This is a genomic window from Pseudomonas sp. CP-1, assembly GCF_021213715.1.
Lineage (GTDB): Bacteria > Pseudomonadota > Gammaproteobacteria > Pseudomonadales > Pseudomonadaceae > Pseudomonas > Pseudomonas aeruginosa.
In genome coordinates this window covers 156,748-171,478 of record NZ_JAJQKY010000006.1, presented here as the reverse complement: position 1 = coordinate 171,478, position 14,731 = coordinate 156,748, and the positions used below count along the sequence as shown (strand labels likewise).

The window sequence follows — 14,731 nt, the reverse complement described above, 5'->3', positions numbered from 1 at the left end:
ACGAGAACGAGATGAACGACAAGAACTATCTGCTGGCGATCGACAATGGCACCCAGAGCGTGCGCGCCCTGCTGTTCGACCTGCAGGGCAACCTGCTGGGCAAGGGCAAGGTGGAGCTGGAGGCCTACTACTCGAAGCATCCGGGCTGGGCCGAACAGGACCCCGAGTACTACTGGGCGATGCTCGGCGAGGCCTGTCGGCGGCTCTGGGACCAGGTGGACATCGATCGCGGGCTCATCCGCGGGGTGTCGCTGACCACCCAGCGCGGTACGGTGATCCACGTCGATGCCGAGGGCAGGCCGTTGCGTCCGGCGATCCTCTGGCTCGACCAGCGCCGGGCGGAGGTCCGCGAGCGCATCAGGGGGCCGTGGGGCTGGCTGTTCAAGCTGGTCGGCGCCGAGGGCGCGGTGGAGCATTTCCGCGCCCAGGCCGAGGTCAACTGGGTGGCCCAGGAGCAGCCGGAGATCGCCGCGAAGACCGACAAGGTGTTGCTGCTTTCCGGCTTTCTCAGCCACCGCCTGACCGGCCGTTTCGTCGATTCGGTGGGGTGCTGCGTAGCCTACCTGCCGTTCGACTACAAGCGCCTGCGCTGGGCCGCCCCGCGCGACTGGAAATGGCAGGCGCTGGCGGTACGCCGCGAGCAGTTGCCGGAGCTGTTCAAGCCGGGCGAGCGGCTCGGCGAGATCAGCGCCGAGGCCAGCAGGCACACCGGCATTCCGCAAGGCCTGCCGTTGATCGCCGCGGGGGCCGACAAGGCCTGCGAGGTGCTCGGCGCAGGTGCGCTGGAGCCCACCATCGCCTGCCTCTCCTACGGCACCACGGCGACCATCAACACCACTCGCGCCCGCTACCTGGAAACCGTGCCGCTGATTCCACCCTATCCGGCGGCGATTCCCGATCATTTCAATACCGAGGTGATGATCTATCGCGGCTACTGGATGGTCAGCTGGTTCAAGCGCGAGTTCGGCTTGCGCGAGATGCAGCAGGCGCGCGAGCAGGGGGTCGAGCCGGAGCAACTGTTCGACGAACTGGTCAACGGCGTGCCGCCCGGCTCGATGGGCCTGACCCTGCAACCCTACTGGTCGCCGGGAATCCGCGAACCGGGACTGGAGGCCAAGGGGGCGATGATCGGTTTCGGCGACGTGCATACCCGGGCGCACATCTACCGGGCCATCCTCGAGGGCCTGGCCTATGCCCTGCGCCAGGGCAAGGAGCGCATCGAGAAGCGTTCGGGCACGCCGATCGTGCGCCTGCGCGTGGCCGGCGGCGGCTCGCAGAGCGACGCGGCGATGCAGCTCACCGCCGACATCTTCGGCCTGCCGGCCGAGCGCCCGCATGTCTACGAGGCGTCCGGCCTGGGTGCGGCGATCGACTGCGCGGTGGGGCTCGGCCTCTATCCGGACGTCGCCAGCGCGGTGGCCGGGATGACCCGCGTCGGCCGGGTTTTCCTGCCCCAGGCGGAGGCCCGGCAGATTTACCAGCGGCTCTATGGCGAGGTCTACCTGCGCATGTATCGCCAGTTGCGCCCGCTCTACCGCAGCATTCGCGAGATTACCGGCTACCCTGCCTGAACCGGGCGCCGCACTTCCGTCCCGGATACGCGGTCAATAGGCAAAGACAAGGCCACGACGAGGGGTTCGGTTCGATGGACAAGGACAAGGTTCTGCTGGTCCTGCATGGCAAGCAGGCGGGCAACGAAGAGGTTCGTGCCGCGGTCGCGGCGCAGCGCGAGGCCGGACGGGCGCTGGCGGTCCGGGTAACCTGGGAGGACGGCGACGCCCGGCGCATCGTCGAGGAGGCGCTGGCGGCCGGCTATGCGACGCTGGTCGCCGGCGGTGGCGACGGCACGCTGCGCGAGGTGGCCGAAGCGCTGGCGCGCGGGCGAGGCGAGGCGAGCCTGGCGATCCTGCCGCTGGGCACCGCCAACGATTTCGCCCGCGCCGCCGGGATTCCCCTGGAACCGGCCGCGGCGCTGGCGCTGCTCGACCAGACGGCGCGGCCGATCGACCTGGGCGAGGTGAACGGCAAGCTGTTCCTCAACATGGCCACTGGCGGCTTCGGTTCGAAGGTCACGGCGAATACCTCGGAGGACCTGAAGAAGGTTCTCGGCGGTGCCGCCTACCTGTTGACCGGGTTGACCCGTTTTTCCGAAGTGCATGCCGCCCAGGGCCGTTTCAGCGCCCCGGACTTCCAGTGGGAAGGCGAGTTCCTCGCCCTGGGCATCGGTAACGGGCGCCAGGCCGGCGGCGGGCACGTACTGTGTCCGCAAGCGCGAGTGGACGACGGCCTGCTGGACGTGAGCATCCTGCCGACGCCGCAGGACATGGTCGGTACCCTGGGCACCCTGCTCGGCGGTGGCAACGGAGTGGAAAGCCTGTTCGTCCGCGCGCGGGTGCCATGGCTGGAAGTGGAGGCGGCGGAAGGTCTCGACGTCAATCTCGACGGCGAGCCGCTGGAAGGACGCAAGCTGCGTTTCTCGGTTTCCCCGGGCGCGCTGCGCGTGCACTTGCCGGCCGGTTCGCCGTTGTTGCGCGAGCCGCCGCGCGAGGACTGAGGGCGGGGCCGACTGATCCGCTGCCTGGAGTGGCGTCTGTGTCTTGTCGGCCTTTCCCGCGACACCGTATAACAGCATCTTTCCACCAAGGATGCTGGTTCCATGTTCCGTCTCTCCGCGCTGTACCGCTATCCGATCAAGTCTTCCGCCGCCGAGTCCCTGGAGCGCGTCGCGCTCGATGCGCTGGGCGTGGTCGGCGACCGACGCTGGATGGCGGTGGACACCGAAACCGGACGTTTCTTCACCCAGCGCCTGCTGCCGCAGCTGGGGCGTATCCAGGCGCGCTGGGCGGCGCCGGAGGTCCTGCGGCTGAATGCGCCGGGGATGTCCGAGCTGAGCCTCGAAGTACCGGCAGCCGACGCCAACCTGCGTGGCGTCACGGTCTGGCGCGATACCTTGCAGGCGCCGGATGCCGGCGACGCCGCAGCGGACTGGCTGACGCGCTTCCTCGGCCGCCCGACGCGCCTGGTGCACATTCCCGAGGCGCGCGCGCGGCAGGTCGATACCGGCTACGCCGAGCCGGGGCAGAAGGTGCATTTCGCCGACGGCTTCCCGCTGCTGCTGATCGGCCAGGCTTCGCTCGACGACCTCAGCCAGCGGGTCGGCCGGCCGCTGGAGATGCTGCGCTTCCGTCCCAACCTGGTGGTGGAAGGCAGTGCCGCGTTCGCCGAGGACGGCTGGAAACGCATCCGCATCGGCTCGGTCGAGTTCGTCGTGGCCAAGCCCTGTTCCCGCTGCATCCTCACCACCCTGGATCCGGCGACCGGCGAGCGCAACGAGGACCGCGAGCCGCTGACGACCCTGAAGACCTACCGGGAAAAGGATGGCGCGGTGCTGTTCGGGCAGAACCTGATTGCGCTGGGACAGGGCAGCCTGGAGGTGGGGATGCCGGTGGAAATCCTCGACTGAGGAACGGTCGCCCGCCGTTGCGGCGGGCGGCCATTGCCGGCGATCAGAGCTTGGCGTCGACGCAACCGGTGCTCAGGCACTCGCGCTCGCGTTCGCGGAGGAAGTCGAGGCGCTGGCGGGTCTTCTCGGTGGCGCAGTCGAGATTGACGAAATAACCGTTGTCCTTGCTTTCGCTGCAGGCCGCGTCGCGCTCCTTGATCCAGGCGATCTGGCTCTTCTTCAGCAGGGCTTTCTGGCCGTCGTTCAGGTGCTTGCGCAGGGTGCCGAACTGCTGGTTCAGCTCGCGGTCGGCCTGGGAAAACTCGCCGCTGCGGCAGTACACGCTGTCGAAGGCGTTGCGCGGCGTACCGCAGGCGTCGGCGGCCAGGGCGCCGTCGGCGAGCAGCAGGCTGGAGGCGGCGAGCAGGGCGGTGGCGAGGGGCTTGTTCATCTTGAGGTCCTTTTCAAGGTACTGGAAAGGCCCGGGCGTCCGGGCCGGGTTGGGGGTCAGAGATCGTCGAAGTAGCGTTCGTGCCAGTCGACGATGGGCTGCGGCGCATTGAGCTTCTGCCCGTAGATCACCGCATAGGACAGCACGTTCTGCACGTACTGGCGAGTCTCGTCGAACGGAATGGTCTCGATCCACACGTCGAAGGCCAGGTGGCGGGTATCTTTCAGCCACTGGCGGACGCGGCCCGGACCGGCGTTGTAGGCGGCCGAGGCGAGTACCCGGTTGCCGTTGAACTGGCCATGCACCTGGCTCAGGTAGGCGGCGCCGAGGCGGATGTTGACGTCGGGCACGATCAGTTGCTGGGTCGAGGCCAGCGGGATGCCGAACTTGCGCGAGGTCTCCTTGGCGGTGCCGGGCATCAGCTGCATCAGCCCGGTGGCGCCGACTCCGGAACGGGCATCGGACATGAACGCGCTTTCCTGCCGGGTGATGGCGAAGATCCAACTGGAGTGCAGGCCGCGGTTCTTCGCTTCGCGCACCAGGGTGGCGCGATGCGCCATCGGGAAGCGGATGTCCAGGTCGTCCCAGTACTGCGCCTGGCTGATCGAGCGGATCGCCGGGAAATACCACTGCATGTCGTAGGCCAGCCTGGCCTGGGCGATCAGCTCGTCGCGATCGAACAGGCGCGCGGCGTGGTACCACTCGCGGCGGGCGTTGATCACTTCGCCACGGTTGAAGAACTCCATGGCCCGGCGCGTGCTGGCGGCGTTGCGTACGCGTTGCAGGACGCGCGGGTCGATGTGCGCAGGGCGGTTGCCGAGCTTGTACGGCACGCTCAGGCGGTCGGCGGCGAGGAAACCGTAGAAGTCGCGCTCGCCGGCGAGCTTCTGGTACAGCGCGATCGGCTCCTTGCTGTTCGGCTGTGCCAGTTGCAGGCTGCGTGCCTGCCAATAGCGCCAGCGGCTGGTGGCGGCGAGATCCTGGGGCAGCTTGCGGGTCAGCGCATAGGCTTCGTCCCAGCGGCCCAGGCGCAGCAGCAGGCGGGTGCGCCATTCGGTGACGGTGTTGTCGCGCAGGCCGGGATCGTACTGGGTCATCAGCGGCAGTGCGCGCGGATCGAAGCGCTTGGCCAGGCTGAGACCGATCTCGCGGGCGATGGCGACCTTCTCGTCGCTGGAGAAGGGTAGCGCCGAGCTGTAGTAGTCGAGCAGGCTCAGGGCCTTTTCCGGGTCCTGCCGCGCCAGGCGGCGCAGGCCGAGACCGACCACGTCGGCGGTGGCATGGTCGCGCTGGCTGAAGCGGCCGGTCTGGCTCAGCTGGGCGGGGTTCTGCGCCACGCTGACCATCAGCGCGCCCTGGTTGCCAAGGGTCGGCAGGCGCTGCGCGAGGTGCGAGGCGAGGCTGTAGTTGCGCGCTTCGGCGGCCAGCTTGAGGCGTTTCCAGACCTTTTCCTCGGTGAGCTGGCCTTCGCCCTGCCAGAGGCCGAACAGGGTATCGCAGGCAGCCGGCTGCGACTTGCCGACCAGCCACAGGCGTTCGCTGGTGGCGTAACCTTCGGCCTTCTGGCCGTGGCCCAGCTGGTACTGGCCATACAGGCAGTCGAGTTCGGTGAAGTTCAGCTTCGGATCGTAGTAGTTGACGAAGGTCTTCCAGTCGCCGCGATCGGCCAGCAGGCGCAGCCAGCGCAGTTTCAGCCAGCCGATCTGCGGCAGGTCGCCGTGTTCGGTGAGGAAGCGCTCGACCTCCTCGTTGCTGGCGGTCTTCAGCCGGTGGGTCAGCTCGTCGTAGGCCAGGTAGGGTTCCAGCGGGTAATCGCGCAGGGCGCTGCGCGAGGCCATGTAGGGCGCGCTGTTGCCCTTGGCCAGGGCGGCCTTGGCCTGGTCGTAGAGACGGCGTTGTTCGGTCAGGGAAGCGGCGTGGACCGCGTCGACGGAGGAAATACTGAGCAAAAGGCAGGAAACGAGAGTGAACAGGCGACCGCGCATGACTTATCCGGGCAGGTGATGTCGGGTAACGTCGGCAGGTCCGCAACGGCTGCCTACGGGCGTTTCGACCGCTCGCGGGACCGGCGCGCGACCGCTGTCGCGGGGCGCGCCCGAAGCCGGGCGGATGGCTCGCCTAAGCTTAGCCGTTGCGGCATGGCGGTGAAAGCGCCGTGCCATCCGATGCCTATCCGGCGTAAAATGCGCGCCCTGTTTCCGGAGGCGCCCATGACCCTGCTCAAGTTCACCGATGTATCCCTTGCCTTTGGCACCACTCCCTTGCTGGACAAGGTGTCGTGGCAGATCGGCCGTGGCGAGCGGGTCTGCGTGATCGGGCGCAACGGTACCGGCAAGTCCAGCCTGTTCAAGGTGGTCAAGGGCGAACAGCAGGCCGACGACGGCGAAGTCTGGCGCGCACCGGCGCTGAAGATCGGCGAATTGCCCCAGGAACTGCCGCGTGCCGACGAACGGACAGTGTTCGACGTGGTGGCCGAAGGCCTGGCGGAAGTCGGCAAGCTGCTCGCCGAGTACCACCACCTGAGCCTGAACATCCATACCGACGACGACCTGGCGCGCCTCTCGCGGGTCCAGCAGGAACTCGAGGCGCGCGATGGCTGGCGCCTGCAGCAACTGGTGGACAGCACCCTCAGCCGCCTGCAGTTGCCGGCCGACAAGACCCTCGCCGAACTCTCCGGCGGCTGGCGTCGGCGCGTGCTGCTGGCCCAGGCGCTGGTCGCCGAGCCGGACCTGCTGCTGCTCGACGAACCGACCAACCACCTGGACATCGGCGCCATCGCCTGGCTCGAGGAAGCGCTGCTGGGCTTCAACGGCGCGGTGCTGTTCATTACCCACGACCGCGCCTTCCTGCAATCCCTGGCGACCCGCATCCTCGAGCTGGATCGTGGCCACCTGATCGACTGGAACGGCGACTACGCCAGTTTCCTGGTGCACAAGGAACAGCAACTGGCCGCCGAAGAAGCCGCCAACGCATTGTTCGACAAGCGCCTGGCCCAGGAAGAAGTGTGGATCCGCCAGGGCATCAAGGCCCGCCGCACGCGCAACGAAGGGCGGGTTCGGGCACTGAAGGAAATGCGTCGCGAACGCGCCGAGCGCCGCGAGCGCCAGGGCAAGGCCAGCTTCCAGCTGGAAAGCGCGGACAAGTCCGGCAAGCAGGTGATCGTGGTGGAGCACGTCAGCTTCGCCCATCCCGGCGGCCAGCCGCTGGTACGCGACTTCTCCATGGTCCTGCAGCGCGGCGACCGTATCGGCCTGCTCGGCGCCAACGGTACCGGCAAGACCACCTTGCTCAAGCTGCTGCTTGGCGACCTGCAGCCGACCTCGGGCAAGATCGAGGTGGGCACCAAGCTGGAAGTGGCCTACTTCGACCAGTTGCGCCATCAGCTCGAACCCGAGCAGACGGTGATCGACAATATCTCCGAAGGCCGCGAGTTCATCACCATCGACGGCCAGAACCGGCATGTGCTCAGCTATCTCGGCGACTTCCTGTTCAGTCCGCAGCGCGCCCGCACCCCGGTGAAGGCGTTGTCCGGCGGCGAGCGCGCGCGCCTGCTGCTGGCCAAGCTGTTCAGCAAGCCGGCCAACCTGCTGGTGCTCGACGAACCGACCAACGACCTCGACGTGGAAACCCTGGAACTGCTGGAGGAAGTCCTGCTCGGCTTCCAGGGCACCGTGCTGATGGTCAGCCACGATCGGGCCTTCCTCGACAACGTGGTGACCAGCACCCTGGTCTTCGAGGGCGAGGGCAAGGTTCGCGAATTCGTCGGTGGCTACCAGGACTGGCTGCGCCAAGGGGGCACGCCGCGCCTGCTCGGCGTGAGCGAGTCGAAGAGCGGCAAGGCCGAGCTGAATACCGCGTTGGCGCCCGCCGCCGAATCCGTTCCGGCTGCCGCGGCGCCGAGCGAGGCGCCGGCGAAGAAAAAGCTCAGCTACAAGTTGCAGCGCGAGCTGGAGGCCTTGCCCGGGCAGATCGACGCGGTCGAGGCGGAGCTGGCGGGTGTCCAGGAAACCATCGCGGAGCAGGATTTCTATCTGCGCCCGCAGGACGAGCAGCGCGAAACCCTGGCGCGGCTGGACGCGTTGCAGCAGGAACTCGATGCCTTGCTCGAACGCTGGGCTGAACTGGAAGACTGATCCATTTCGAAAAAGTGAGCTGCATCAATGTGATAGCGGCTCATCTCGATGATCCTTGCGGGCCTTGCCGGCGGTGGGTGCAGTCCTCCGTCGGTCCCTCTGGCTGGCGTCATTGACGGGCCGGCCGTCTCCCGAGAAAGGATCAGTCCATGGCAATCGAGTACCGCATCACGCTGGACGACCAGCATCAGCTCAACTATCGCATCGAGCTGGAGCGGCACTACGACCCGCAGGCGGCCTCCGCGGCGCCGCGCTGGACGCGCCTGGAGCACAATCGCTGCAGCAACTGCCCGCTCGATCGCGAACGCTATAGCCATTGTCCGGCGGCGGTCGACCTGCATGGGGTGATCGAGGATTTCCGCAACCTGCCGGCGTTCCGCAAGGCCGGCATCTGCGTGCGCACGCCGGAGCGCGAGTACATCAAGCAGGCGGGCCTGGAGGAAGGACTGCGCGCGCTGATCGGCTTGATCATGGCCAGCAGCGCCTGTCCGCTGCTGGCGCCGCTGAGGCCGATGGCCATGCAGCACTTGCCGTTCGCCAGCAACCAGGAGTTCGTGCTGCGGGTGGTGCCGCTGTACCTGATGCGCCAGTACTTCAACTTCCGCGAGGGGCGGCATGCCGATTGGGAACTGAAAGGGCTGGTGAGGCTGTTCCAGCAGTTGCAACTGGTCAACCAGGCGTTCTGGCAGCGAATCCACGACACCTGTGTCAGCGATTCCAACCTGAAGGCGTTCCTGACCTTCTTCTCGCTGTCGTCGAGCATCAGCTATTCGCTGGAAACCCAGTTGCAGAAGATCCGCCCGCTGGTGATGAGCGCCGAGGAAACGCTCGGCTGAGGCGCAGGCCCCGGCCGAGCGGGGAGAGATCAGGCTTTCTTCAGGTGCACCGCGAGCACGTCGCAGGGCGCGCCGTGCAGCACGTCGTTGGCAGTGGAACCGAGCAGCAGCGCCAGGCCGTGGCGACCGTGGCTGCCGACCACGATCAGGTCGCAGGCCTGTTCCGCGGCGAGGCGGTGGATTTCCTGGCGCGGTTGCCCGTAGACCAGGTGGCGCTGCTCGCTGCCGAGGTCCGGATAGCGCACGGCGAAGGCATCCAGGCGTTCACGGGCCTGGTCGAACTGCTGCTGCTGCAACATCGACAGGTCCATCGGCACGTCCCCACCGAAGGCCATGGCCATGGGCTCGACCACATGCACCACCGAGAGCCGGGCCTGGTTGCTGGTGGCCAGGGCCGCCGCACGCTTCATCACCGGGTCGCATTCGTCGGTCAGGTCGACGGCGACCAGAATGTGTTGATAGGGCATGAACGTCTCCTCCCAGAAGGGGATAGTGTTTTCATTATGGACTTTCGCGCCGCGCGTGGAACCTGTTCCGTTGCGCTGGGCAAAAAGCTGCTCCGCCGTGGTCGCATTCGCCTGTAAACTGCGCCTCTCTTGGCGACTGCGACCGATCCTGCCTGCGCGCGTGGATCGAGGCAAATGCCTTAACCGTTTTTCGAGTGTCCGTTCCTTATGACCACTTGGCTGGTGATCCTGCTGCTGGCTGTCATGCTCAGTCCCCTGGCCTGGCTGATGCCGTCCAACAGGCAGCGCGGCAAGATGGCCCTGCGCCTCGAGGCGCGCCGTCTCGGCCTGGCCATGCAGCTCGCGCGCCAGGATTGGCCGCATTGGCTGGAGAGCGCTCCGCCGACGTCCTGCGCGCAGTTCCACTGCCCGCGCCGACGCGGCCGGGAGGCCTGGTGCTATTGGCAGAATACCCCGGCCCAGTGGCTGAACCAGTGGCGCGAGCCGTGCGCGGACGATGAGTTGCTGGACGCCCTGCGCAGCCTCCCCGGGGATGTCTACAAGGTGGAGGCGACCGCCCAGTTCCTTGCCCTGTATTGGGGCGAGCGCGGCGATAGCGCCGACCTCGGGCGCATCGCCGAGTTTCTCCGCCAGCGCGCCTGAGGCGGCGCGCCGAGGTTCATTGGTTGCGCGCGGCATACAGCGCGGCGACCTTCTCCAGGCCATCGATGATCCGGTCTGCATTCTTGTTGACCAGGAACGGCACGCTGTTCTGGTTGTAGTTGCGCAGGGACTTCTCGATGTAGTGCCACTTGATCGCCACGCTGCGCAGCGCCCTGGCGATCTCCTCGTCGTTCTGCGGCGCCTGCTGCAGCTTCAACAGGTTGACCGAAAAGCGGCTGGCCAGGTCGTCCAGTGGACGCTCCTCGCCGCCGCCGAAGAAGCTGGCGCCCACCGACGCGTTGCGTGAGGCATAGTCCAGAGCAATGTCCTGCATCAGCAGGCTCTGTTCGCGGCTCTGCTCGGTGAGCGTCGGCACCGTGGCGGCGTTTTCCCGTTGCAGGCTGCGATACAACTGGCCGCCGAGGTCCATCAGTTGCTGGTTGCGCCGTGCCAGGTCGGCGACCGGTTGCAGGTCGCTGTAGCCCTTGTTGCGCACCGCGCCGGTCAGCTTGTCGAGGTCTTGCGCATAGTCCCGCCATTGCTCGCGAAGCTGGCCCAGCAGGCGCCGGGATTCGCTGCCGTTCACGCCGTCGAGTCGCTGCAGGCGGGCTTCCGCCGTCTGCGTCGAGCTTTCGATCAGGCTGGCGTAGCGTTGATCGCCTTCCTGGCCGACGTACATGAAGAAGGCGTTCAGGGATTTCTGCGTGGCGAGCCGCATCTGGTGCAGGGCGAGCAGGTCATCGGCGGTCCCTGCCGCGAAGACGGGGAGGCTCAGCAGGCCGAGCAGGGCCAGACAAAGAGTGAACGGACGGCAGATCATGGGTTCCATCTCCATGTGGCCCTGGAGGCCTTCTTGTTGTTCTTTTGTAACGGCCCGTGGCCGATCGCGCATGGCGATCTGCGGCGACTCTAGCCTGCCTTTCCGCACCGGGACAAGCGCCCACGGCGCCGATCATCGAACATCTGAATGGTCCGACAGAGGCTGGCTGAATGGCCCTGCGCAGAGGGCCTGGAGGAGGGCAGGTGTTTTCCGGATGGCTGATTGACAATTCCCGGCTTTTGCCGGAATGTGTGCGCACCCAAGTCAAACGGGCGTATGAATCGAGCGTTTGCCTCGCGCAGGCCTCGACAATAGAGACCCGGTTATCGCGTCGGCGGGTGTGCCGAAGGGTTTGGGACTATGCTCGGCGGTTGCCGAAAGGGTCCCGACACGGCGTCCGATGTGTAAGTTCAAGCTTCCATAATAGCGTGGAGATCAGTTGATGATTTACCAAGGTAAAGCCATCACGGTTAAGCCTCTTGAGGGCGGCATCGTCGAGTTGAATTTCGATCTCAAGGGCGAGTCCGTCAACAAGTTCAACCGTCTCACCCTCAGTGAGTTGCGTGCGGCAGTCGATGCGATCAAGGCCGATGCATCGGTCAAGGGCGTGATCGTGACCAGCGGCAAGGACGTGTTCATCGTTGGTGCCGACATCACCGAGTTCGTTGACAACTTCCAGCTGCCCGACGAGGAACTGATGGCGGGCAACCTCGAAGCCAACAAGATCTTCAGCGACTTCGAAGACCTGGACGTACCCACCGTTGCCGCGATCAACGGCATCGCCCTCGGCGGCGGCCTGGAGATGTGCCTGGCCGCGGACTTCCGCGTGATGAGCGCGACCGCCAAGGTCGGCCTGCCGGAAGTCAAGCTGGGCATCTACCCGGGCTTCGGCGGCACCGTCCGCCTGCCGCGCCTGATCGGCTGCGATAACGCCGTCGAGTGGATCGCCTCGGGCAAGGAAAACAAGGCCGAGGACGCCCTGAAGGTCGGCGCCGTCGACGCCGTGGTCGCTCCCGAGCAACTGCAGGCCGCAGCCCTGGACCTGGCCAAGCGCGCCGTCGCCGGCGAGCTGGACCACAAGGCACGGCGCCAGCCGAAGCTGGAAAAGCTGAAGCTGAATGCAATCGAGCAGATGATGGCCTTCGAAACCGCCAAGGGCTTCGTCGCCGGCCAGGCCGGTCCGAACTACCCGGCGCCGGTGGAAGCCATCAAGAGCATCCAGAAGGCCGCCAACTTCGGCCGCGACAAGGCACTGGAAGTCGAAGCCGCCGGCTTCGTCAAGCTGGCCAAGACCTCGGTCGCGCAGAGCCTGATCGGCCTGTTCCTGAATGACCAGGAACTGAAGAAGAAAGCCAAGAAATACGACGAAGTCGCCAAGGACGTGAAACTGGCCGCCGTGCTCGGCGCCGGCATCATGGGCGGCGGTATCGCCTATCAGTCGGCGCTCAAGGGCACCCCGATCCTGATGAAGGATATCCGCGAAGAGGGTATCCAGATGGGCCTGAACGAGGCCGCCAAGCTGCTCGGCAAGCGCGTCGAGAAGGGTCGCCTGACCCCGGCGAAGATGGCCGAGGCGCTCAATGGCATCCGTCCGACCATGTCCTATGGCGACTTCGGCAACGTCGACATCGTCGTCGAAGCCGTCGTCGAGAACCCCAAGGTCAAGCAAGCCGTGCTCGCCGAAGTGGAAGGCGCGGTGAAGGAAGACGCGATCATCGCCTCCAACACCTCGACCATCTCCATCAGCCTGCTGGCCCAGGCGCTGAAGCGTCCGGAAAACTTCTGCGGCATGCATTTCTTCAACCCGGTGCACATGATGCCGCTGGTGGAAGTGATCCGTGGCGAGAAGACCGGTGAAACCGCCATCGCCACCACCGTCGCCTACGCCAAGAAGATGGGCAAGAGCCCGATCGTGGTCAACGATTGCCCCGGCTTCCTGGTCAACCGTGTGCTGTTCCCGTACTTCGGCGGCTTCGCCAAGCTGCTGAGCTTCGGCGTCGACTTCGTGCGCATCGACAAGGTGATGGAGAAGTTTGGCTGGCCCATGGGCCCGGCCTACCTGTCCGACGTGGTCGGCATCGACACCGGCCACCATGGCCGCGACGTCATGGCCGAGGGCTTCCCGGACCGCATGGCGGTCGAGGGCAAGACCGCCGTCGACGTGATGTACGAGGCCAACCGCCTGGGCCAGAAGAACGGCAAGGGCTTCTACGCCTACGAGACCGACAAGCGCGGCAAGCCGAAGAAGGTCACCGATCCGCAGGCCTACGAAGTGCTCAAGCCGATCGTGGTCGAGCAGCGCGAAGTGACCGACGAGGACATCGTCAACTTCATGATGATCCCGCTGTGCCTGGAAACCGTGCGTTGCCTGGAAGACGGCATCGTCGAGACCGCTGCCGAGGCCGATATGGGCCTGATCTACGGCATCGGCTTCCCGCCCTTCCGTGGTGGTGCTCTGCGCTACATCGATTCGATCGGTGTCGCCGAGTTCGTGGCCCTGGCCGACAAGTACGCCGAGCTGGGCGCGCTGTACCACCCGACCGCGAAGCTGCGTGAAATGGCCAAGAACGGTCAGAAATTCTTCGGTTAATCGCGGAACGACTAGAGCGAGAGTGAATTTATGAGCCTGAATCCGAGAGACGTCGTCATTGTCGACTTCGGCCGCACCCCGATGGGTCGTTCCAAGGGTGGCATGCACCGCAACACCCGCGCCGAGACCATGTCGGCGCACCTGATCAGCAAGCTGCTGGAGCGTAACCCGAAGGTCGACCCGGCCGAAGTGGAAGACGTGATCTGGGGCTGCGTCAACCAGACCCTGGAACAGGGCTGGAACATCGCGCGCATGGCGTCGCTGATGACCCAGATCCCGCACACCAGCGCCGCGCAGACCGTCAGCCGCCTGTGCGGTTCGTCGATGAGCGCGCTGCACACCGCCGCCCAGGCGATCCAGACCGGCAATGGCGATGTATTCGTCATCGGCGGCGTGGAGCACATGGGCCACGTCGGCATGATGCATGGCGTCGACCCGAACCCGCACCTGTCCCTGTACGCCGCCAAGGCCTCGGGCATGATGGGCCTGACCGCGGAAATGCTCGGCAAGATGCACGGTATCAGCCGTGAGGCGCAGGACAAGTTCGGCGCGCGTTCGCACCAACTGGCCTGGAAGGCCACCCAGGAAGGCAAGTTCAAGGACGAGATCATCCCGATGGAAGGGTATGACGAGAACGGTTTCCTGAAAGTCTTCGACTTCGACGAGACCATTCGTCCGGAAACCACCGTCGAGACCCTGGCCGAGTTGAAGCCGGCGTTCAATCCGAAAGGCGGCACCGTGACCGCGGGGACCTCCTCGCAGATCACCGACGGTGCCTCCTGCATGATCGTGATGTCGGCCCAGCGCGCCCAGGACCTGGGCATCCAGCCGATGGCGGTGATCCGCTCCATGGCCGTGGCGGGTGTCGACCCGGCGATCATGGGCTACGGCCCGGTGCCGTCGACCAACAAGGCGCTCAAGCGCGCCGGCCTGACCATCGCCGACATCGATTTCGTCGAACTCAACGAAGCCTTCGCCGCCCAGGCCCTGCCGGTGCTGAAGGACCTCAAGCTGCTCGACAAGATGGACGAGAAGGTCAACCTCCACGGCGGCGCCATTGCCCTGGGTCACCCGTTCGGTTGCTCCGGTGCACGCATTTCCGGCACCCTGTTGAACGTGATGAAGCAGAACGGCGGTACCCTTGGCGTGTCCACCATGTGCGTGGGCCTGGGACAGGGTATCACCACCGTCTTCGAGCGCGTCTAAGCGTTCGTCGAAGGGGAAAGCCGGGGCCTCGTGCCCCGGCTTTCGTTTTTCAGTGTCAGTCGTTTCCGGCTGCATCGAGCGAATGACGCCCCGGGAGCGCGGGTTTGCCTATTGTGCGATCCGTGCCTATACCGGGCTGTTGTA

General features: G+C 66.0%; 12 protein-coding genes. 8 read left to right on the top strand and 4 right to left on the bottom strand.

Features of this window, described 5'->3' with window-relative positions; all coding sequences use genetic code 11:
* Window positions 1-11 precede the first annotated feature (11 nt).
* The 3 genes from LT948_RS14435 (at window position 12) to LT948_RS14425 (ending at window position 3,463) form a co-directional block, all read left to right on the top strand.
* A complete protein-coding gene (locus LT948_RS14435) occupies window positions 12-1,571 on the top strand; it encodes an FGGY-family carbohydrate kinase (protein ID WP_003109491.1) in 1,560 nt (519 codons plus the stop codon).
* A gap of 74 nt (window positions 1,572-1,645) precedes the next feature.
* Complete coding sequence (yegS, locus tag LT948_RS14430) at window positions 1,646-2,554, top strand: lipid kinase YegS (protein WP_003119791.1); 909 nt, start codon at window positions 1,646-1,648, stop codon at window positions 2,552-2,554.
* A gap of 102 nt (window positions 2,555-2,656) precedes the next feature.
* Window positions 2,657-3,463: an MOSC domain-containing protein gene (locus tag LT948_RS14425; RefSeq protein ID WP_003113973.1), complete on the top strand. Its 807-nt coding sequence runs from the start codon at window positions 2,657-2,659 to the stop codon at window positions 3,461-3,463.
* A gap of 43 nt (window positions 3,464-3,506) precedes the next feature.
* Here LT948_RS14425 and LT948_RS14420 read toward each other — a convergent pair whose 3' ends face one another.
* Together LT948_RS14420 and slt are read right to left on the bottom strand one after the other, a co-directional pair.
* A complete protein-coding gene (locus tag LT948_RS14420) occupies window positions 3,507-3,893 on the bottom strand; it encodes a lysozyme inhibitor LprI family protein (protein WP_003091225.1) in 387 nt (128 codons plus the stop codon).
* Window positions 3,894-3,949: 56 nt separating this feature from the next.
* A complete protein-coding gene (gene slt, locus LT948_RS14415) occupies window positions 3,950-5,878 on the bottom strand; it encodes a lytic transglycosylase Slt (protein WP_015649145.1) in 1,929 nt (642 codons plus the stop codon).
* 225 nt (window positions 5,879-6,103) lie between these two features.
* On the opposite strand from slt, the gene LT948_RS14410 reads away from it, so the two are divergent.
* Window positions 6,104-8,026, top strand: coding sequence for an ATP-binding cassette domain-containing protein (locus tag LT948_RS14410; protein ID WP_033996122.1), 1,923 nt, complete (start codon window positions 6,104-6,106; stop codon window positions 8,024-8,026).
* A 149-nt stretch (window positions 8,027-8,175) separates the two neighbouring features.
* A complete protein-coding gene (locus LT948_RS14405) occupies window positions 8,176-8,862 on the top strand; it encodes a DUF6901 family protein (RefSeq protein WP_003130673.1) in 687 nt (228 codons plus the stop codon).
* 29 nt (window positions 8,863-8,891) lie between these two features.
* Here the strand turns inward: LT948_RS14405 and LT948_RS14400 are convergent, their stop codons facing one another.
* Window positions 8,892-9,329 (bottom strand): universal stress protein, encoded by a 438-nt coding sequence (locus LT948_RS14400; protein WP_003091210.1) that lies wholly within the window; start codon window positions 9,327-9,329, stop codon window positions 8,892-8,894.
* A gap of 207 nt (window positions 9,330-9,536) precedes the next feature.
* On the opposite strand from LT948_RS14400, the gene LT948_RS14395 reads away from it, so the two are divergent.
* Window positions 9,537-9,971 (top strand): hypothetical protein, encoded by a 435-nt coding sequence (locus tag LT948_RS14395; RefSeq protein WP_009313816.1) that lies wholly within the window; start codon window positions 9,537-9,539, stop codon window positions 9,969-9,971.
* Window positions 9,972-9,987: 16 nt separating this feature from the next.
* On the opposite strand, the gene LT948_RS14390 is transcribed toward LT948_RS14395, so the two are convergent.
* The gene (locus LT948_RS14390) at window positions 9,988-10,806 is read right to left on the bottom strand and encodes a hypothetical protein (protein ID WP_029610214.1); all 819 of its coding nucleotides are present in this window, start codon (window positions 10,804-10,806) and stop codon (window positions 9,988-9,990) included.
* Between the two features lie 427 nt (window positions 10,807-11,233).
* On the opposite strand from LT948_RS14390, the gene fadB reads away from it, so the two are divergent.
* Together fadB and fadA are read left to right on the top strand one after the other, a co-directional pair.
* Window positions 11,234-13,381 (top strand): fatty acid oxidation complex subunit alpha FadB, encoded by a 2,148-nt coding sequence (fadB, locus tag LT948_RS14385; protein ID WP_003091204.1) that lies wholly within the window; start codon window positions 11,234-11,236, stop codon window positions 13,379-13,381.
* A gap of 30 nt (window positions 13,382-13,411) precedes the next feature.
* The gene (fadA, locus tag LT948_RS14380) at window positions 13,412-14,587 is read left to right on the top strand and encodes an acetyl-CoA C-acyltransferase FadA (protein WP_003091203.1); all 1,176 of its coding nucleotides are present in this window, start codon (window positions 13,412-13,414) and stop codon (window positions 14,585-14,587) included.
* The last annotated feature ends 144 nt before the right edge of the window (window positions 14,588-14,731 follow it).

Excerpts from the sequence above, each read along its gene's own strand:
- LT948_RS14435 (WP_003109491.1), top strand. The coding sequence starts at position 12 with ATGAACGACAAGAACTATCTGCTGGCGATCGACAATGGCACCCAGAGC.
- yegS (WP_003119791.1), top strand. The coding sequence starts at position 1,646 with ATGGACAAGGACAAGGTTCTGCTGGTCCTGCATGGCAAGCAGGCGGGC.
- LT948_RS14425 (WP_003113973.1), top strand. The coding sequence starts at position 2,657 with ATGTTCCGTCTCTCCGCGCTGTACCGCTATCCGATCAAGTCTTCCGCC.
- LT948_RS14420 (WP_003091225.1), bottom strand. The coding sequence starts at position 3,893 with ATGAACAAGCCCCTCGCCACCGCCCTGCTCGCCGCCTCCAGCCTGCTG.
- slt (WP_015649145.1), bottom strand. The coding sequence starts at position 5,878 with ATGCGCGGTCGCCTGTTCACTCTCGTTTCCTGCCTTTTGCTCAGTATT.
- LT948_RS14410 (WP_033996122.1), top strand. The coding sequence starts at position 6,104 with ATGACCCTGCTCAAGTTCACCGATGTATCCCTTGCCTTTGGCACCACT.
- LT948_RS14405 (WP_003130673.1), top strand. The coding sequence starts at position 8,176 with ATGGCAATCGAGTACCGCATCACGCTGGACGACCAGCATCAGCTCAAC.
- LT948_RS14400 (WP_003091210.1), bottom strand. The coding sequence starts at position 9,329 with ATGCCCTATCAACACATTCTGGTCGCCGTCGACCTGACCGACGAATGC.
- LT948_RS14395 (WP_009313816.1), top strand. The coding sequence starts at position 9,537 with ATGACCACTTGGCTGGTGATCCTGCTGCTGGCTGTCATGCTCAGTCCC.
- LT948_RS14390 (WP_029610214.1), bottom strand. The coding sequence starts at position 10,806 with ATGGAGATGGAACCCATGATCTGCCGTCCGTTCACTCTTTGTCTGGCC.
- fadB (WP_003091204.1), top strand. The coding sequence starts at position 11,234 with ATGATTTACCAAGGTAAAGCCATCACGGTTAAGCCTCTTGAGGGCGGC.
- fadA (WP_003091203.1), top strand. The coding sequence starts at position 13,412 with ATGAGCCTGAATCCGAGAGACGTCGTCATTGTCGACTTCGGCCGCACC.